This is a genomic window from Ginsengibacter sp. (assembly GCF_057362405.1).
Genome location: NZ_JBMQQG010000235.1, coordinates 1 through 16114, shown reverse-complemented (window position 1 = coordinate 16114; position 16114 = coordinate 1). Strand labels below are relative to the sequence as shown.

Here is a 16114-nt window from a genome sequence, read left to right as displayed (position 1 = left end):
ACTCTAAAAAACAAAAAATGAAAAATTTATTTGATAAAAAAGCAAAGGAAGAATTACTGTCAAGGATTGATAAGCTCACGCCGGATTCAAAAGCACTTTGGGGAAAAATGAACGTGAACCAGGGTTTACGGCACATGACTATGGCATTTGACATCCCGACAGGAAAACTGGATCCTACATTGCCAAAAAAAATTCCGATGCCAAAGTGGCTTTTAAAATTTTTTCTATTAAATGCAAAACCTCCGAAAGCGAAAGCGGAGACCTTTGTTGAAATAAACACCGTTAGTCTTGGCGTTAACCCTGGAGACTTTGAAGAAGAACGCCAAAATTTAAAGAAGGCTTTGGAAAATTTCTGCAATACAACAACGCTAATCCCGGAAAATAAATTTGCCGGAAAATTTACAAGGAACGATTGGGGTAAATTGAACTATAATCATACTGATCACCATCTAAGGCAATTTGGTGTATAACGGAAGTAACAATATTCCCGGGCAAGTGTTGATAATTTAAATAGAGACGCTAAAAAATTGAAGCCTGTTCATAATTTTTTATTAGCCTTATAAAAAGCGCAAACTTTATTCATCACACATATTTCGCATTTAGGATCTTTCGGCCGGCAGATTTCTCTTCCAAGGAAAGACATTGCCATGCCGGCATCCCATTCGCTTTTTGGAAGAACATCCATAACTTGCTTTTCAATTTTTTTAGGATCTGTGCCTGAAGCTATACCAAGCCTTGGTGCAACACGCACCACATGCAGGTCAACAATAACACCTTCCGGTTTTTTGCCCCATTCACGCAATATTACATTTGCAGATTTACGTCCGATGCCTGGTAACGCGGTAAGTTCATCCAAAGTGGACGGAATGTTTTTATTACTCTTTATTTTTTGAGCTATGTCCAAAAGCCATTGCGCCTTGTGGGCAAAGTTCCTGATACCCGCAACATTTTTCATTATTGCCTCATGACTTGCCTTTGCTAAAGATTGCATGTCAGGAAATGTTTCAAAAAATTTCGGGGCAACCTGGTTGATATGTTTATCCGAATCCTGGGCGGCCAGCACAACCACAACAACCAACTGGTATATGTTTTTATATTCAAGAGGATGCGGTTTACTTTTATATTTTTTAAGCAAGGGCTTAATGGCGTCAGGCCAGTTTACTTTGTTGGGCATAATAAAATTTTTTACATAAATCTGTTGTATAGTCGTACCAAACGTTGTTAAGGTATTTAATAACTCATTTTACATGTAAGCCTAACTGTTAGTATCATCATTGTCAATCAAAATCCTCTTCCATTCGGGTTGGCTTTTGGCAATTCCTTCCTGGGCAGTTTTTCATCTCTCATTGCTGCATCATAAACAAATGCGGCCACTATTGTTGCGGCCTGTTTTAAGTCATCTGCCTGCAAATGTTCGGAGACATCCATATTGCTATGATGATTTCTTGTATCGTATTCAAGTGGATCCTGGATGAATTGAAAACCGGGAAGACCAACCGCGTCGAAAGATAAATGATCCGTACCTCCTGTATTACTTATTGTAAGTGTCTTGGCTCCAAGATCACTAAACGGTGCAAGCCATTGCCTGAAAATCGGGCGCACTGCTTCATTGCCCTGTAAATAAACACCTCGAATTTTTCCTGTTCCATTATCTACATTAAAATAGGCGGAGAATTTTTCGTGTGCCGGCAATAACTTCATGTCGGCTGGATCCGCAAATGTTTTTTTAACATAACCTCTTGAGCCTAATAATCCTTCTTCTTCGCCACTCCACAATGCGATGCGAATCGTTCTTCTCGGTTTTACGCCTATCGATTTTAAAATTCTCACTGCCTCCATCATTACCATTGAACCAGCCCCGTTATCAGTAGCTCCCGTTCCACCTTGCCATGAATCCAAATGTCCACCAAGCATTACAACCTCATCCTTTAATTTGTTGTCAGTACCGGGTATTTCAGCAATTACATTGTATCCTTTAGTGTCGTCTGTGAAAAATCTAGTTTGAACATCGGCATCCATTTTTACCGGTACATTATTCTTCAACAATCTCACAATAGTCATATAGTCTTCCCATTGCAATGCGATGTCCAGGAAGTTTGCAGGATCGGTAATTTTATATGGTCCTGCCTGTTGAACAAAAATTGTTCCGTCGTGGTCACGAGGATTGCTCGTGAAAATAGCAACGGCACCTTCATTTACTGCCATTGCCTTTAATGAATTCAACAGCTTTTGTTGCCCAAGATAGCGGCTTCTGAATTGTTCTCTTCGTCTACGCATTGCCACTGTGTCCTCCGGTTGCAGTTGGATATTTTCCATCGAATCCAGTTCTTCATCAGTATATCTTCTCGCATCAGGCATAAAACTTAGCTTGTAAGTATCACTGTTATCCATTATCAAAATCTTCCCTTTAAGCTTTCCACGATAAACATCGAGGCCCGCGGAATCTTTTGCGGCAATCAGAATTACTTCGGCATTTTGCAAACCTATAGTTCCGGAAGTCCACGCTTTAGGATACGCTTCCAACGATTTGTACCACGGAGCCGTCATAGCGATATACGATTTTTCCAGTTCCCAGCTTTTGCCAAAATCGCCCCATGGATCCAGCTTCGCATTAACCAGTCCCCACCGCATTAATTGAATTTTTGCATAATTGGCAGCACGAAAAAAACCTGGCGAACTTGTAAGCCTTGGTCCGCTGGCATCAGTAAGATGGAAGGCAATATCCATAACTTTAGAATTGTGCAACCCTTCTTCGCGAATCTGGCTCATAACAGCCGTGTCAATTTTTTCTGATTGGGCAAATAGTATCGAAGGGATAAAAAGAAGACATAGGACAATTAGTTTTGAATGTTGCATGCGTAAAATTTTTCGAGAAGTTAATAATATCTTGCGAAAACTTAAAAAGAAAACTATTCAATAACTCTTCTTTTATGATCGGTTCGAAACTAAAAAGCACTCATCGATATTTTATCATCAACAAACCGTGTAGCATGGTATCACAGTTTGTAAGCCCGCACGAAGTTGGTTTATTGGGAGATCTTAATTTCAATTTTCCCGAAGGAACGCATGCTATTGGAAGATTAGATAATGATTCTGAAGGGCTGCTGATTTTAACGACTAATAAAAGAGTAACGCATTTGTTATTTTCAGGCACAGTGCAGCATAAGAGAGTCTACCTGGTGCAAATCAATAACTCACTGAGCGACGAAAATCTTTCACGCTTGAGAAATGGAGTTTCAATCCGTATAGATGGCGGTCTTAATTATATTACATCGGCATGCGAAGTTGAAGTAGTTGCAAATCCGGCAACTATTTATCCACAAATCCATTCAACTAAACAGTATGGTCAGTCCACCTGGCTTTTAATAAGCCTGTACGAAGGAAAATACAGGCAGGTAAGAAAGATGATAGCCGCGGTGCATCACCGCTGTAAAAGATTAATTCGTGTGAGCATTGAAGATTTAAATTTGGGAAATTTACTTCCGGGCGCTATTCAAGAACTGGATGAAGCCGAGTTCTTCAGAAAGTTACATATCATTCCTGAATAAAAGCTCATTCAATGGTCATTCAACGACATCCCTCTTTTTTGAAACTCTTTCCAGTTCAGATATTCTTCGTCTACCCGATGTTCCACCATAGTAATACAATTAGTAACAGGACATATTAACTGGCATAAATTACAGCCAACACATTCTTCCTCTTTTATGGCGTAAGTATTATATGGATTGCCTTGGGTCAGGCTTATTGATTGATGTGAAGCATCTTCACAAGCAATGTAGCAAAGCCCGCAATGAATACATCTATCCTGGTTAATATCGGCCACATGATGGTAGTTGATATCAAGGTCTTCCCAATGCGTAAGTGTTGGAACTGATTTGCCGATAAAATCATTCAGTGTAGCAAAACCTTTTTCATCCATCCAGTTGCTAAGCCCTTCAAATAAGTCTTCAATGATACGGAAGCCATGCGTCATAACGGCCGTGCATACCTGCACATTGGAAGCACCCAACAACATAAACTCTGCCGCATCTTTCCAGGTACTAACGCCGCCTATACCCGAAACAGGAACTTTATTGGTAATTTTATCCTGAGCTATTGTTGCCAGAAATTTTAACGCAATTGGTTTTACTGCCGGTCCACAATATCCACCAAATACACTCTTTCCTGCTACGTAAGGATTGGGAACAAGGGTATCCAAATCAATTCCCGTTACAGATTGAATGGTGTTGATCAATGAGAGTCCGTTGCTTCCAGCTTCGACAACTGCTTTACCCGTCGGCACTACAGAATGCACATTGGGAGTAAGTTTTGTAATGACCGGAATTGTTGCTGCTTCCATTACCCACTCAACCACCATTCGTGCAATTTCCGGATCCTGGCCAACTGTTGCGCCCATGCCTCTCTCGGTCATCCCGTGGGGGCACCCAAAATTTAATTCTAAACCATGTGCGCCGGTATCTTCCACTTGCTTAATTAACTTACGCCAACTCTCCCGGTTATTATCAGCCATTAACGAAACAACCATTGCACGATCAGGAAATTCTTTCAACACTTCTTTAATCTCTTTTAAATTCAAATCAAGTGGCCTGTCTGAAATGAGTTCGATATTATTAAAACCCATTACTCTCGTGTTATTAAAATTCACCGCAGAATATCTAGAGGAAACATTTTTCACTTGTGAGCCCAATGTCTTCCATACAACTCCACCCCACCCTGCTTCTAACGCACGCAACACGTTTATCTTTTTATCAGTTGGCGGCGCACTTGCCAGCCAGTAAGGGTTGGGAGATTTTATCCCGAGAAAGTTCGAATTAAGATTTGCCATTGTTCATTTTTTTGCCACGAATACACGAATACCAACGAATAAATTAGTAAACCAGCCTCTGATATTCTAATTTGCCTCTCGCAAAATTAACCACCAAAGCAAGCTTATTTTGAGACACTTTCAAATAATTAATTGCCTGTGCAACATGTTCATCACTTATTGTTTTCACACATTTAACTTCCAAAATTATTTTATCAAAGATTATAAAGTCTGCATAGAACTTATGATTTAGAACTATCCCTTTATAGTAAACCGGATATTCCTTTTCTCTTTCGTATAGAATATCATTTTCGCTAAATTCTATTTCCAATTCATCTTTATAAACTATTTCTGAAAATCCATGGCCTAGTTCGTTATGCAATTCCATGCATTTACCAATAATGGCATAAGATTCGTCCTTATAAATAATTTCACTCATGTAAAAAGCATGTCGACACTGATGTCATTAAAAATTCATCTGATTTGTGTCAATCGGTGTAATTCGTGGCAATATATTTTAAAATTGCTGTGGCGCCATCTTTGCCCGCCTGCACTGCATCAACCACTTCTTTGCCTCCATTCACGGCATCGCCGCCAGCAAAGACTCCGGTAATACTTGTCGAACTATTTTCTTTTAAAACAATTTTACCACGATGATTCTCAATTCCATTTTCACTTATTAAATCGGCAAATGGGCTTTGCCCTGTTGCTTTGATCACCATATCAACTTCAAGCGTAATTGTTTCGCCGGTTGGGATTGGCGCAGGCTTTCCTGAGTTATCAGGTAGTCCCAATTTCATTACATCACAAAGCAATGCAGTCACTTTCCCATTTTCTCCTACAATCTCCTTTGGTGACGCCAACCCTTGTATTTTACAGCCGTCCAGCATAGCAATGTCCAATTCAGCCTGCGTGCAATTCTTTTCTGCTTCAGTGCGTCTATACACCATCGTTACATCTTTGGCGCCAAGCCTTCTCGCTTGCGTGGCCGCATCTATTGCAGTCATTCCCATCCCGATTACCGCAACTTTTTCTCCAACGGGAACATTAGGATAACCTTTTGTCCTGATATCATATATAAAACTGATGGCATCTTCAACTCCTTGCAAATCTTCACCGGGAATATTTAATTTATTGGCCAGTCCAACTCCTATTCCCAGATAAACAGCATCATAATCATTTTGCAGTTGTTCAAGTTTTATTTCCTTTCCTAATGCATGATCATATTGAATATTGATTCCGCCAACAGATGTTATAAAATCTACTTCGTCAACGCAAAAAGCAGGTGTTACTTTATAGGCAGCAATACCGTAAGTCATCAATCCACCACCTTTGCTTTCTTTTTCAAAAACGGTTACGTCTACACCTTCCCGTGATAGGACATGAGCGCATGAAAGTCCGGCCGGGCCAGCGCCAACAATTGCAACCTTTTTGCCAGTTGAATTTTTTCTTTCAAATAATTTCCATTTTTCTTTTATCGCTTTTTCTGTTGACCATCGCTGTAGCCTCGCAATTTCAATTGGTTCTTCTCCCAATAAATTATATACACAATTTCCTTCACACAGTTTCTCTACCGGGCAAACCCTTGAACAACCACCACCAAAGATGTTTGAAATAAAAATCGTGTGAGCGGAGCCTTTAATATTATCAGTTGCTATTTGTTTTATGAACTTTGGGATATTGATACTCGTCGGGCAACCTTTAATACACGGAGCATCGTAACAAAACAAACAACGGTTGGCCTCTACCAATGCAGCCTCCTTATTCTCAAAAGGCGGATGAATATCGGCGAAATTTTCAGCGTATTGCTCTTCCGTTAGTCTGTTATTCTTGATTGACATGAATTACTTTTTTTCACTCAAAGACACAAAGAAAATAAGGCGCTAATTCTCCGCGACTTTACTTTCTTATCTTCTTTGCGTGATATGCATTTTAAAGTTCCACCAACTTGCCATATGTTTCTGGTCGCCTGTCCCTAAAGAATTGCCAGGTATTTCTCACTTCTTCAATCATATCCAAATCAAATTCCGCGACCAGCAATTCATCTTTATCTTCTGATGCTTGTGCAAATATTTGTCCACGTGGATCAACGAAATATGACGAGCCATAAAATTTTCCAAGGTTCCACGGTTTTTCTTCACCAACGCGATTGATGCAACCCATAAAATATCCATTAGCAGCAGCATGTGCAGGTTGCTCCAGTTTCCATAAATATTGTGATAAGCCGGCAACCGTCGCTGAAGGATTGTAAACTATTTCAGCACCATTCAAACCAAGTATTCTTGCACCGTCCGGAAAATGGCGATCATAACAAATGTAAACGCCAATTTTAGCATACTTGGTTTGAAACACAGGATAGCCAAGGTTTCCGGGCTTGAAGAAAAACTTCTCCCAGAAACCTGTTGTATGCGGAATATGATTTTTTCGATACTTACCTAAATAAGTTCCATCTGCGTCTATGACTGCTGCAGTGTTGTACAAAACGCCCGGCTGCTCTTTTTCATATACCGGAACAATCATCACCATATTGTATTTCTTCGCATACTCCCGCATCCTTTCTGTTGTAGGCCCGGGAACACTTTCAGCAGATTCATACCATTTCTTATCTTGCCCCGGACAGAAGTAAGGCGTATTAAAAATTTCCTGTAAACAAAGTATCTGCACGCCCTGCTTGCCTGCATCTTCAATAAAAGGCAAATGTTTTTGCACCATCGCCTCTTTAATTTCTTCAATAGTTCCCTCGCCTTCAGTTTTTGGCAAACTCATTTGTATCAAACCTGATTTAATTTTTCTTGGCATTGGTTATGTATTTTAATAAAAAATTTATTTTTTGATTACGAGCTTCAGTTCTTTGGGCACCCCGGTTGTAATTTATCCTGAGTAAGCCGAAGGACTCACTTGTACAGTTAGTTCATAGGGCATATTTTTTGTTTCCCGCAAAGAGGCATAAGGAGAAAAGAGGCAAAAGAGGCTTTTGCGACTTTATTTACTTTGCTTCTTTGCGTGAACTCAGATCATAGAAGACACCTTTTTTCTTTTAATAAATTTCCCATACCCCTTTTCCACTTTACATTCATTGTCCTCAACAGCAATCTCGCCTCTCAATAAAACTGTTTTTACTTTACCGGTTACTTCCCATCCTTCATATCCGGAATAGTCAACATTCATGTGATGTGTTTTTGCAGAAAGCGTATGTTTTTCGTCAGGATCAAAAATTACAATGTCCGCATCGCTGCCAGGGGCTATTGTTCCCTTACGCGGATACATTCCAAATATTTTTGCAGGATTTGTACAGGCAACTTCAACATATTTATTTAAAGTGATTTTTCCTTTGGCAACTCCTTCACTAAATAACAATTCCATCCTATTTTCGATTGCGGGGTGACCGTTAGGTATCTTTGAAAAATCATCTTTTCCCATTAATTTTTGCTCCCACATAAAAGGACAATGATCCGTTGCAACAACATTTACCAGTCCCTGGTTTATACCGGCCCACAAAGTTTTTTGATCTTTCTTTTCGCGAAGCGGAGGGCTCATCACCCACTTAGCTCCTTCAAAATTCTCTTCATACAAAGACGCATCGAGCAGCAAATATTGTATACATGTTTCTACAAATATATGCTGGTTTCGCTTTGTTGCATTGCGTACTGCATTCAATGCGCCTTCGCAGGTAAGGTGAACTATATAACCCGGGCAACCCGTATAATTCAACATATCTACAAATCTTTCAGAAGCCTCTGCCTCTGTAACTTCAGGTTGCGATAGATAATGATATAGCGGAGAAAGATTTCCTTCTTCACGATTCTTTTGAATGAGGTAATCGATCATATCACCGTTAGTCGCGTGAACAGTTACCATTCCACCCTGCTTCTTTACTTCCTCCATCAGGCCAATCATCTGGCGATCATCGATCATCAGCGCGCCTTTATAAGCCATAAACGTTTTGAAAGAAGAAATGCCTTCTTCCTCAATCATCTCCTTAATTTCTTTCCTCGTGTTCTCATTGAAATCGGTAACAGCCATATGAAAACTATAATCACCATAAGTAGTTCCACCAGCTCTGCCAAACCATTCATTTAATGCTTCATGCAATGAATGACCTTGCTTCTGCAAAACAAAATCAACAACGGTGGTCGTGCCGCCAAACAATGCAGCTCTTGTTCCTGTGGCATGTGTATCACTGGAAAATGTTCCCATAAAAGGCATTTCCAAATGCACGTGCGGATCAATCCCGCCGGGAAAGACAAGCATACCGGAAGCATCGATTTCCCGTAGAGACGCAAGGCCTTGCGTCTCTACGGTTGCAAACAAATTTTTTCCAATTGCTGAAATTGCTTCACCTTCAATAAAAATATCAGCAACATAATCATCTGCTGCCGTAATAATTCTACCGTTTTTTATCAATACAGACATCTTACATTTTTTTGATATTCTCAATCTAAGAAAATTGCTCTATAAGCCCAACCGGTTTTAGATTTCTTAATTCAATTTTATATTTCCTCATCATAATATAATAAACCAGTCCTGCCACAAAAAATCCCACGAACCAGGCGTAATTATATAAATGTGAAACCCAAAGCGGGACTGCGTCTTGTGGAATTACTTTTATTGTTGTAAAAAAACCGGGAAGATTCGGAAATATCCCGATAAGTAAAGCTGTTAGCGCAGCAACATTCAATCCGTTGTTAAAAAAATATCTTCCTTTATATTGATATAATTCTTGCGTAACTAATTGTTGTTTTCTTATGAAATAATAATCGGCAATCATGATGCCTCCAACGGGACCTAACAGGCTCGAATACCCGACAAGCCATGTAAAAATATAACCTGTGGGATCAGCAATCAATTTCCATGGAAAAATTAAAATGCCGATGATTCCAGTTATATATCCACCCTTCCTGAAATTTATTTTTGCAGGAGCAAGGTTCGCAAAATCATTGGCAGGACTTACAATATTTGCAGCAATATTTGTTGCAAGCGTTGATATCGCGACCGCAATCATAGCAACACTTACAACGAATTTACTACTGAATTTCCCGGCTAAAACCAATGGGTCCCAGATAGTTTCCCCATATAAAATAACAGTAGCAGATGTTACAACTACACCTATAAACGAGAATAAAGTCATAGATGTCGGAAGCCCGATTGCCTGGCCGCGTATTTGAGCCTCCTGACTTTTTGCATAACGTGTAAAGTCAGGAATGTTTAGTGAAAGTGTTGCCCAATAACCAACCATACCGGTAAGCGCCGGAAAAAAGAAATCCCAGAAGGCGCTGTTAGTTTCAAATTTTGAAGGCTCTTTTAATATTGGCCCCAGTCCGTGCACTACAAAAATCGCCCACGCCAAAAGAGCCAATGCCGCAACCGGCAAAAAGAAAGCTTTAAATACCAGCAGCTTTTTAATGCTATCCACTCCCAGATAAACCACATACATATTTAATAACCAAAAAAGAGAAAACGTTATTGCAGGACCTGTCTGCAACCCAAACGAAGCAGGAAATATTTGCGGCAACGTTTCAATTGCGGGTACCCATAACCGTAACATCTGGTAAAGAGCGAACCCCCCTATCCATGTTTGAATACCAAACCAACCACAGGCAACAATTGCACGCAGCATTGCAGCAATGTTAGCGCCTCTTACTCCAAAACTTGCTCTTGCAAAAACAGGAAACGGAATTCCATATTTTGCTCCAGCATGTCCATTTAAGATCATTGGAATTAATACAATAGCATTGCCCAAGAAAATCGTTAGAATCGCTTCCCACCAGTTCATCCCACCTCCAATTAGTGAGCTCGCCAACATATAAGTTGGAATACATAAACTCATGCTGATCCAAAGTGCAGCATAATTCCAGGTTCCCCAGGTTCTTTTTTCTTTGGGAACCGGGGCGAGGTCTTCGCTGTATAAAGCCCCATGCGGAACATACAAAGGTTCCTTAAGGACAGCAGCAAGATTATCTACATTTTGATCCATAATTTTAATTTACATACCCGTCTGCAATTGAAATTGCTTCACTTATTATAGCAAGACCTTCGTCAATTTGCTTTTCGTTTATGCATAACGGTGGGGCTATGAAAACATAGTTCCATCTTACAAATGTATACATCCCCAGTTCTCTTATTTTGGCAGCCACTTTACTCATTATAACCATTTCGTCGGGCTTTGCGTTGAATGGTGCCATCGGTTCTTTTGTTTCTTTATTTTTCACAAGCTCGAGGCAACCCAATAAACCAGTGTTCCTGCAGTCGCCGATGCTCGGATGCTTTGTCTTCAGTTCCTCTATTTTATTATCCAAATATTTTCCCATTGCCACACAATTTTCGATAAGGTTGTCTTCCTCATAGATCTTCAAAACTTCTAATGCAGCTGCACAACACACTGGATGTGCTGAATATGTAAGGCCGATTGAAAGATATGCGTCATCAAACTTTGAAGTAATTTTATCGGATACCATTAAGCAGCCAAAAGGCAGATAGCCGCAAGTAAGGCCTTTCGCCATTGCAATCATATCCGGAACGATATCATGATTCTGAAAACCAAACCATTTGCCGGTACGCCCAAAGCCGCTCATAACTTCATCCATTATTAAAAGAATGCCGTTCTTATTGCATAACTCTCGTACCTTTTTTAAATAGCCTTTTGGATATTGCATACAGCCTGATGAACCTGATTCACCTTCCAATAAAATTGCCGCAATATTATTAGGACCTTCATAAGCAATTACACGCTCCAATTGCGCCACGCTTTCCTTCAATAAATTTTCTTCCCCATACTCCCAACGATATAAATAAGGAAGATCAAAATGAACAAAATTGGTCGCCTGCTGGGAATCTACTGCAAGCTTCCTCGGATCTCCACTGGCTGTCATGGCTGCATTTGTAGAACCATGATATGATTTGTAGCGTGACAAAATTTTATGTCTGCCTGTATAAAGCCTCGCCAGCTTGATAGCATTTTCAATTGAGTCGGCCCCGCCTAAAGTAAAGAAAGCTTTGTTCAGATCACCCGGGCAAATTTCTGCGAGCTTCTTACCAAGCTCTCCGCGGGCTTTTGTAACACATGATGGCGTAACATAACTCACCTGTTGCATCTGCTTCATAACTGCATCGGTTACCCGCTGATCGCCGTGACCAATGTTTACATTCATCAATCCTGACGAAAAATCTATATATCGTTTACCATCATAATCATACAGGTAAACACCTTCGGCATGTGCAACTGCAATGGGATTGGTGCCTTTTTGTTTACTCCAGGAAAATATGGTATGGTCCTGGTTGTTTTGAACTATTTCAGAAGTCTCTGTCCTGGTTGGTGCGGCTTTTTCAAGTGTACTCATGGTATATTATTAATCGAGATTTAAAAAAACTTATTTTCGTTTTATTTACCAGTTTTAAAACCAATTCTCTTTCTGTTGATCCATTCCTTTTCTTTTAGTTCTTTATCAACTTTATCGTCCATTAAATTTTCTAATGCAGTGTAGATAGCATTGAGTTGAACGTCGTGTTCACCGAGATGCTGTTTTAATAATTGAATTTGTTCAATAATTCCGCTGTATTGCAGAGCTGCTTTTTTCAACTCAATAAACGCTCTAACAACAGTAATACTCATTTTGATTGCCCGGTCGCTTTTTAAGATGCTGGCAATCATCGTGACGCCATGTTCGGTGAACGCTAATGGTGGTGAACTTGTTTTTCTTTTCGTTTGGGATGCGGTCGCATTTTGCGACCTCATCATTTTACTTTCTTGAAAATCAGCACTATCTTCGGATGATATCACAAATTGTGATATCATCTCTGTCCATTCTTTAGCAGTTAAAATGAACATGAAATCTTCCGGAAAACGATCAAGATTTCTTTTTACCGCCTGGTTGAGAGATCTGGTCTCAACTTCATACAAATCAGCCAAATCAAAATCCAGCATCACTTTTTGTTCACGAATAACATAAATTTTTCTGATGATTTTTTCATCAAGTTTTGTAGTCTGAATATTCTTCTTTTCTTTAGCCATATTATTTCCATTAATCATCTTAATAAATCATTCAATTAACTCATCCAGTTAACTCCCGCTTCCGGGTTCCACTTCACTGTCGATTTTTTTAATTTAGTCCAGAATTCAATTGAACTCTTTCCTGTAATATCTCCCACTCCAAATTTACTTTCGTTCCAGCCACCGAAAGAAAATGGTTCTCTCGGAACAGGTACTCCAACATTCACTCCTATCATTCCGGCGCTTGCCCTGTCAATAATATATCTCGCCATTCCGCCATTTTGTGTAAACACACTGGCCGCATTTCCATAAGGATTTGCATTTTCAATTGCCAAAGCTTCATCAACATTTTTGGCCCGCATAATACTTATCACAGGACCAAAGATTTCTTCTTTTGCAACAGACATTTCAGGCGTTACATAATCAATAACTGTCGGACCTACATAGGTGCCATTTTCCTTTCCTTCTACTTTTACATTCCTTCCATCCAGTAAAATTCTGGCTCCCTGGTCTTCGGCTTCTGTTATATATCTTTCAATTCTTTCCTTTGATTGTTTATTGATAACAGCACCCAGATTTTTACCCGGCACAATTTTCATCGCTTCATCACATATCTTATCAATAATAGCATCAACATTACCAACACCCACCATTGCACTTGCCGCCATACAACGCTGGCCGGCACAGCCACTCATGCTCGCCGCAACATTCTGCGCAGTCATATCCGCAATAGCGTCGGGTAAAACCAATAAATGATTTTTGGCGCCGCCCAATGCCAAACATCTTTTATAATTATGAGTTGCTCTTTGATAAACAATTTTGGCAACTTTTGTTGAACCTACAAAAGACACGGCTGCAATCCCGGGATGATCGCAAATGGCTTCCACAATTTCGCTATCACCATTTACAATATTAAAAACCCCATCAGGCAAGCCTGCTTCTTTTAATAATTCTGCCAGCTTTCCTGCACTTAACGGAACTTTTTCAGAAGGTTTTAAGATCATACAATTACCCAAAGCAATGGCGTTTGGAATGGTCCAGTTGGGCACCATACTTGGAAAATTAAACGGAACGATAGACGCCACAACTCCTAACGGCACATGCTCAATCCTGCATTCAACGCCACGGCTTACTTCTAAAACTTCACCACCTATCAGTTGCGGCAAGGAACAGGCAAACTCAGTTAGTTCAATACTTTTTTCAATCTCGGCGATAGATTCACTAATGGTTTTACCATTTTCTTCCGAACATAATTCCGCTAACGATTGCAAATTTTTTTCCAGCAGGCTTCTATACCGGTAAAAAACCTGAACTCTTTCTTTTATCGGCGTTTTACTCCATGAAGCAAATGCTTTTTTTGCCGCGGCAACCGCTTTATCAAGATCCGGGTAAGATGATAAACCAACCTTTGAAAGTGGAGCGCCATCAATGGGAGAGATTATTTCGAGATATTTTTCTGTTGATGGATTTATAAATTTACCATCGATAAAATTTATAACCTTATTGTATTTCATATACTTACTAATTTTTTCGGGCATACTTTTGGTAAACCAATTATTTTATCAACCAGGTGCTTACAAATTGTAAATTTATTCCTTAAAGAAAACAAAATATCTTAAACGCATTTTTATTTTGAGCTATGCCAGGCCGAAATTTGATTCTCATTTTATTCTTCTTTGCTAAACTCCATTCCTATGAAGGTTGCAGTTCTAATAAAAACAACATTACCATACCTTGCAAAGAATATGATCTTGAAAATCCAAAAATTTTAAAACTAGGCGATGCACTTTCAGAAATTTCCGGGATTTGTTTCTACCCCAAAGATAGCAGTGTCTTCGCCATATCAGACGACAACGGAAATCTTTATAAAATTCATTTAAATAAAGATTTCCTTATAACTGAGTGGAAGTTCGATAAAACGGGCATGGATTTCGAAGACGTTTTTTTACACGACAATACGTTTTATGTTTTACAAAGTAACGGCAACGTGGTAACGGTCAATTTTTCCGAAAAGGGTGATACTATCTTCAACCGAAGAAGTGTTTTTCCCGGCGCTGATAGAAATAAAAATGAATTTGAATCTATGTATTATGATGATCTTTATAAGGGGTTAATTGTTCTTTGTAAAGATTGTGAAAATGATAAAAAAAGTGATGTATCTGCCTGGGATTTTGATCCTTCGAACGATCGTTATTCACTGTCTCAATTTTCACTTAATGTAAAAACGATAGCTGAAAAGTTAGGCACAGAAAAATTAAAATTAAAGCCATCCGCCGCGGCAATTAACCCGTTAACCAAAGATGTTTGGATACTGGCATCTGCCAACCAGTTACTAATTGTTACTGACAGGAAAGGCAATACCAAAGAAGTTTACACCTTAAATCCTGTTATCTTTAAGCAGCCTGAAGGAATTACGTTTACGCCGTGGGGTGATCTGCTGATCTCCAACGAAGCAGTTGACAAATATGGAACCGCGGACTTGTTAATTTTTAACCCAAAAAGAAAAAGCTGATGCGAAAAGGTATGCAACTTTTTGTGTTGTTTATTTTCATCTGCAGCCTTGGTTATGCCCAATCAGATTCCATTGAGGCACGCATTATTCTAATTGGCGATGCGGGAGATCTTAACTATGGAAGAGAACCGGTTGTGGATGCGGCCCGCGACCTTATTCCACTTAATAGCAAAACTACCGTGATCTATTTGGGTGATAACATATATGATCATGGGCTTCCGGATGATGATGACCCGGGATATGCTGCGGCAAGAGCTGTAATAGATTCACAAATAAATATTGTGGCAGGCACCGATGCAAAAATTGTATTCATCCCAGGTAACCATGACTGGAACAATGAAGATCCGAATGGGCTTAAAATAGTAAACCGGCAAGACAGGTATATCAATTCAAAAGGAAAAAATATACAATTTTTGCCGACAGATGGATGCCCCGGCCCTGTGGAATACGGCATTAGTAAAGACGTTGAATTAGTAGTGTTCGACAGCCAATGGTTCATAAGAAAACCAGGCGACCGGCCAGGTATTGAATCAGATTGTCCGTACAAAACCCCTGAGCAATTTTATAATGAACTTGAAGACATTTTAAACAGGAATTCTAAAAAGCTAATCATCCTCGCAGGCCATCATACTTTGAAGAGTTATGGAATTCATGGCGGATATTTTCGTTTAAAACAAAATATTTTCCCGTTAACAGATATGAAACCGAATCTGTGGATTCCATTACCCGTTATTGGTTCCCTATACCCCATAGTGAGAGGAATATTTGGCACTCCGGAAGATTTGCACTACCCGGCCTACGCCAATATGAT

15 protein-coding genes are annotated in these 16114 nt (G+C 39.6%); 4 read left to right on the top strand and 11 right to left on the bottom strand.

Features of this window, described 5'->3' with window-relative positions:
- The first annotated feature begins 17 nt into the window (after positions 1-17).
- Complete coding sequence (locus tag ACO1O5_RS19930; protein WP_486273398.1) at positions 18-470, top strand: hypothetical protein; 453 nt, start codon at positions 18-20, stop codon at positions 468-470.
- 68 nt (positions 471-538) lie between these two features.
- On the opposite strand, the gene ACO1O5_RS19925 is transcribed toward ACO1O5_RS19930, so the two are convergent.
- Both ACO1O5_RS19925 and ACO1O5_RS19920 read right to left on the bottom strand, forming a co-directional pair.
- On the bottom strand, positions 539-1174 hold the full coding sequence (locus ACO1O5_RS19925) for an endonuclease III domain-containing protein (protein ID WP_486273397.1): 636 nt from the start codon (positions 1172-1174) through the stop codon (positions 539-541).
- A gap of 107 nt (positions 1175-1281) precedes the next feature.
- Complete coding sequence (locus tag ACO1O5_RS19920) at positions 1282-2856, bottom strand: M28 family metallopeptidase (protein WP_486273395.1); 1575 nt, start codon at positions 2854-2856, stop codon at positions 1282-1284.
- 74 nt (positions 2857-2930) lie between these two features.
- Here ACO1O5_RS19920 and ACO1O5_RS19915 point away from each other — a divergent pair, with 74 nt between their 5' ends.
- Entirely contained in the window at positions 2931-3548 is a 618-nt protein-coding gene (locus ACO1O5_RS19915; RefSeq protein ID WP_486273393.1) for a pseudouridine synthase, read from the top strand.
- Between the two features lie 8 nt (positions 3549-3556).
- On the opposite strand, the gene preA is transcribed toward ACO1O5_RS19915, so the two are convergent.
- The 9 genes from preA to ACO1O5_RS19870 form a co-directional block, all read right to left on the bottom strand.
- Entirely contained in the window at positions 3557-4825 is a 1269-nt protein-coding gene (preA, locus tag ACO1O5_RS19910; protein WP_486273390.1) for an NAD-dependent dihydropyrimidine dehydrogenase subunit PreA, read from the bottom strand.
- Positions 4826-4868: 43 nt separating this feature from the next.
- Positions 4869-5243: a GxxExxY protein gene (locus ACO1O5_RS19905; protein WP_486273388.1), complete on the bottom strand. Its 375-nt coding sequence runs from the start codon at positions 5241-5243 to the stop codon at positions 4869-4871.
- 49 nt (positions 5244-5292) lie between these two features.
- A complete protein-coding gene (locus ACO1O5_RS19900) occupies positions 5293-6645 on the bottom strand; it encodes an NAD(P)-dependent oxidoreductase (protein WP_486273387.1) in 1353 nt (450 codons plus the stop codon).
- A 91-nt stretch (positions 6646-6736) separates the two neighbouring features.
- Positions 6737-7603 (bottom strand): nitrilase-related carbon-nitrogen hydrolase, encoded by an 867-nt coding sequence (locus ACO1O5_RS19895; protein ID WP_486273385.1) that lies wholly within the window; start codon positions 7601-7603, stop codon positions 6737-6739.
- 210 nt (positions 7604-7813) lie between these two features.
- A complete protein-coding gene (gene hydA, locus ACO1O5_RS19890; protein ID WP_486273383.1) occupies positions 7814-9217 on the bottom strand; it encodes a dihydropyrimidinase in 1404 nt (467 codons plus the stop codon).
- Between the two features lie 25 nt (positions 9218-9242).
- Entirely contained in the window at positions 9243-10778 is a 1536-nt protein-coding gene (locus tag ACO1O5_RS19885) for an NCS1 family nucleobase:cation symporter-1 (protein WP_486273381.1), read from the bottom strand.
- A 4-nt stretch (positions 10779-10782) separates the two neighbouring features.
- The gene (locus ACO1O5_RS19880; RefSeq protein ID WP_486273379.1) at positions 10783-12141 is read right to left on the bottom strand and encodes an aminotransferase class III-fold pyridoxal phosphate-dependent enzyme; all 1359 of its coding nucleotides are present in this window, start codon (positions 12139-12141) and stop codon (positions 10783-10785) included.
- 41 nt (positions 12142-12182) lie between these two features.
- The gene (locus tag ACO1O5_RS19875; RefSeq protein ID WP_486273378.1) at positions 12183-12812 is read right to left on the bottom strand and encodes an ORF6N domain-containing protein; all 630 of its coding nucleotides are present in this window, start codon (positions 12810-12812) and stop codon (positions 12183-12185) included.
- Positions 12813-12847: 35 nt separating this feature from the next.
- Positions 12848-14305 (bottom strand): CoA-acylating methylmalonate-semialdehyde dehydrogenase, encoded by a 1458-nt coding sequence (locus tag ACO1O5_RS19870; RefSeq protein ID WP_486273376.1) that lies wholly within the window; start codon positions 14303-14305, stop codon positions 12848-12850.
- 125 nt (positions 14306-14430) lie between these two features.
- Between ACO1O5_RS19870 and ACO1O5_RS19865 the strand changes: the two genes are divergently transcribed.
- On the top strand, positions 14431-15303 hold the full coding sequence (locus tag ACO1O5_RS19865; protein ID WP_486273374.1) for an SdiA-regulated domain-containing protein: 873 nt from the start codon (positions 14431-14433) through the stop codon (positions 15301-15303).
- The coding region (locus tag ACO1O5_RS19860; protein WP_486273373.1) for a metallophosphoesterase family protein at positions 15303-16114 on the top strand (812 nt) is incomplete at its 3' end. The genes ACO1O5_RS19865 and ACO1O5_RS19860, both read left to right, overlap by 1 nt.

What these genes read in the sequence shown, in the direction of transcription:
- ACO1O5_RS19930 (WP_486273398.1), top strand. Translation starts at nt 18, where the DNA reads ATGAAAAATTTATTTGATAAAAAAGCAAAGGAAGAATTACTGTCAAGG.
- ACO1O5_RS19925 (WP_486273397.1), bottom strand. Translation starts at nt 1,174, where the DNA reads ATGCCCAACAAAGTAAACTGGCCTGACGCCATTAAGCCCTTGCTTAAA.
- ACO1O5_RS19920 (WP_486273395.1), bottom strand. Translation starts at nt 2,856, where the DNA reads ATGCAACATTCAAAACTAATTGTCCTATGTCTTCTTTTTATCCCTTCG.
- ACO1O5_RS19915 (WP_486273393.1), top strand. Translation starts at nt 2,931, where the DNA reads ATGATCGGTTCGAAACTAAAAAGCACTCATCGATATTTTATCATCAAC.
- preA (WP_486273390.1), bottom strand. Translation starts at nt 4,825, where the DNA reads ATGGCAAATCTTAATTCGAACTTTCTCGGGATAAAATCTCCCAACCCT.
- ACO1O5_RS19905 (WP_486273388.1), bottom strand. Translation starts at nt 5,243, where the DNA reads ATGAGTGAAATTATTTATAAGGACGAATCTTATGCCATTATTGGTAAA.
- ACO1O5_RS19900 (WP_486273387.1), bottom strand. Translation starts at nt 6,645, where the DNA reads ATGTCAATCAAGAATAACAGACTAACGGAAGAGCAATACGCTGAAAAT.
- ACO1O5_RS19895 (WP_486273385.1), bottom strand. Translation starts at nt 7,603, where the DNA reads ATGCCAAGAAAAATTAAATCAGGTTTGATACAAATGAGTTTGCCAAAA.
- hydA (WP_486273383.1), bottom strand. Translation starts at nt 9,217, where the DNA reads ATGTCTGTATTGATAAAAAACGGTAGAATTATTACGGCAGCAGATGAT.
- ACO1O5_RS19885 (WP_486273381.1), bottom strand. Translation starts at nt 10,778, where the DNA reads ATGGATCAAAATGTAGATAATCTTGCTGCTGTCCTTAAGGAACCTTTG.
- ACO1O5_RS19880 (WP_486273379.1), bottom strand. Translation starts at nt 12,141, where the DNA reads ATGAGTACACTTGAAAAAGCCGCACCAACCAGGACAGAGACTTCTGAA.
- ACO1O5_RS19875 (WP_486273378.1), bottom strand. Translation starts at nt 12,812, where the DNA reads ATGGCTAAAGAAAAGAAGAATATTCAGACTACAAAACTTGATGAAAAA.
- ACO1O5_RS19870 (WP_486273376.1), bottom strand. Translation starts at nt 14,305, where the DNA reads ATGAAATACAATAAGGTTATAAATTTTATCGATGGTAAATTTATAAAT.
- ACO1O5_RS19865 (WP_486273374.1), top strand. Translation starts at nt 14,431, where the DNA reads ATGCCAGGCCGAAATTTGATTCTCATTTTATTCTTCTTTGCTAAACTC.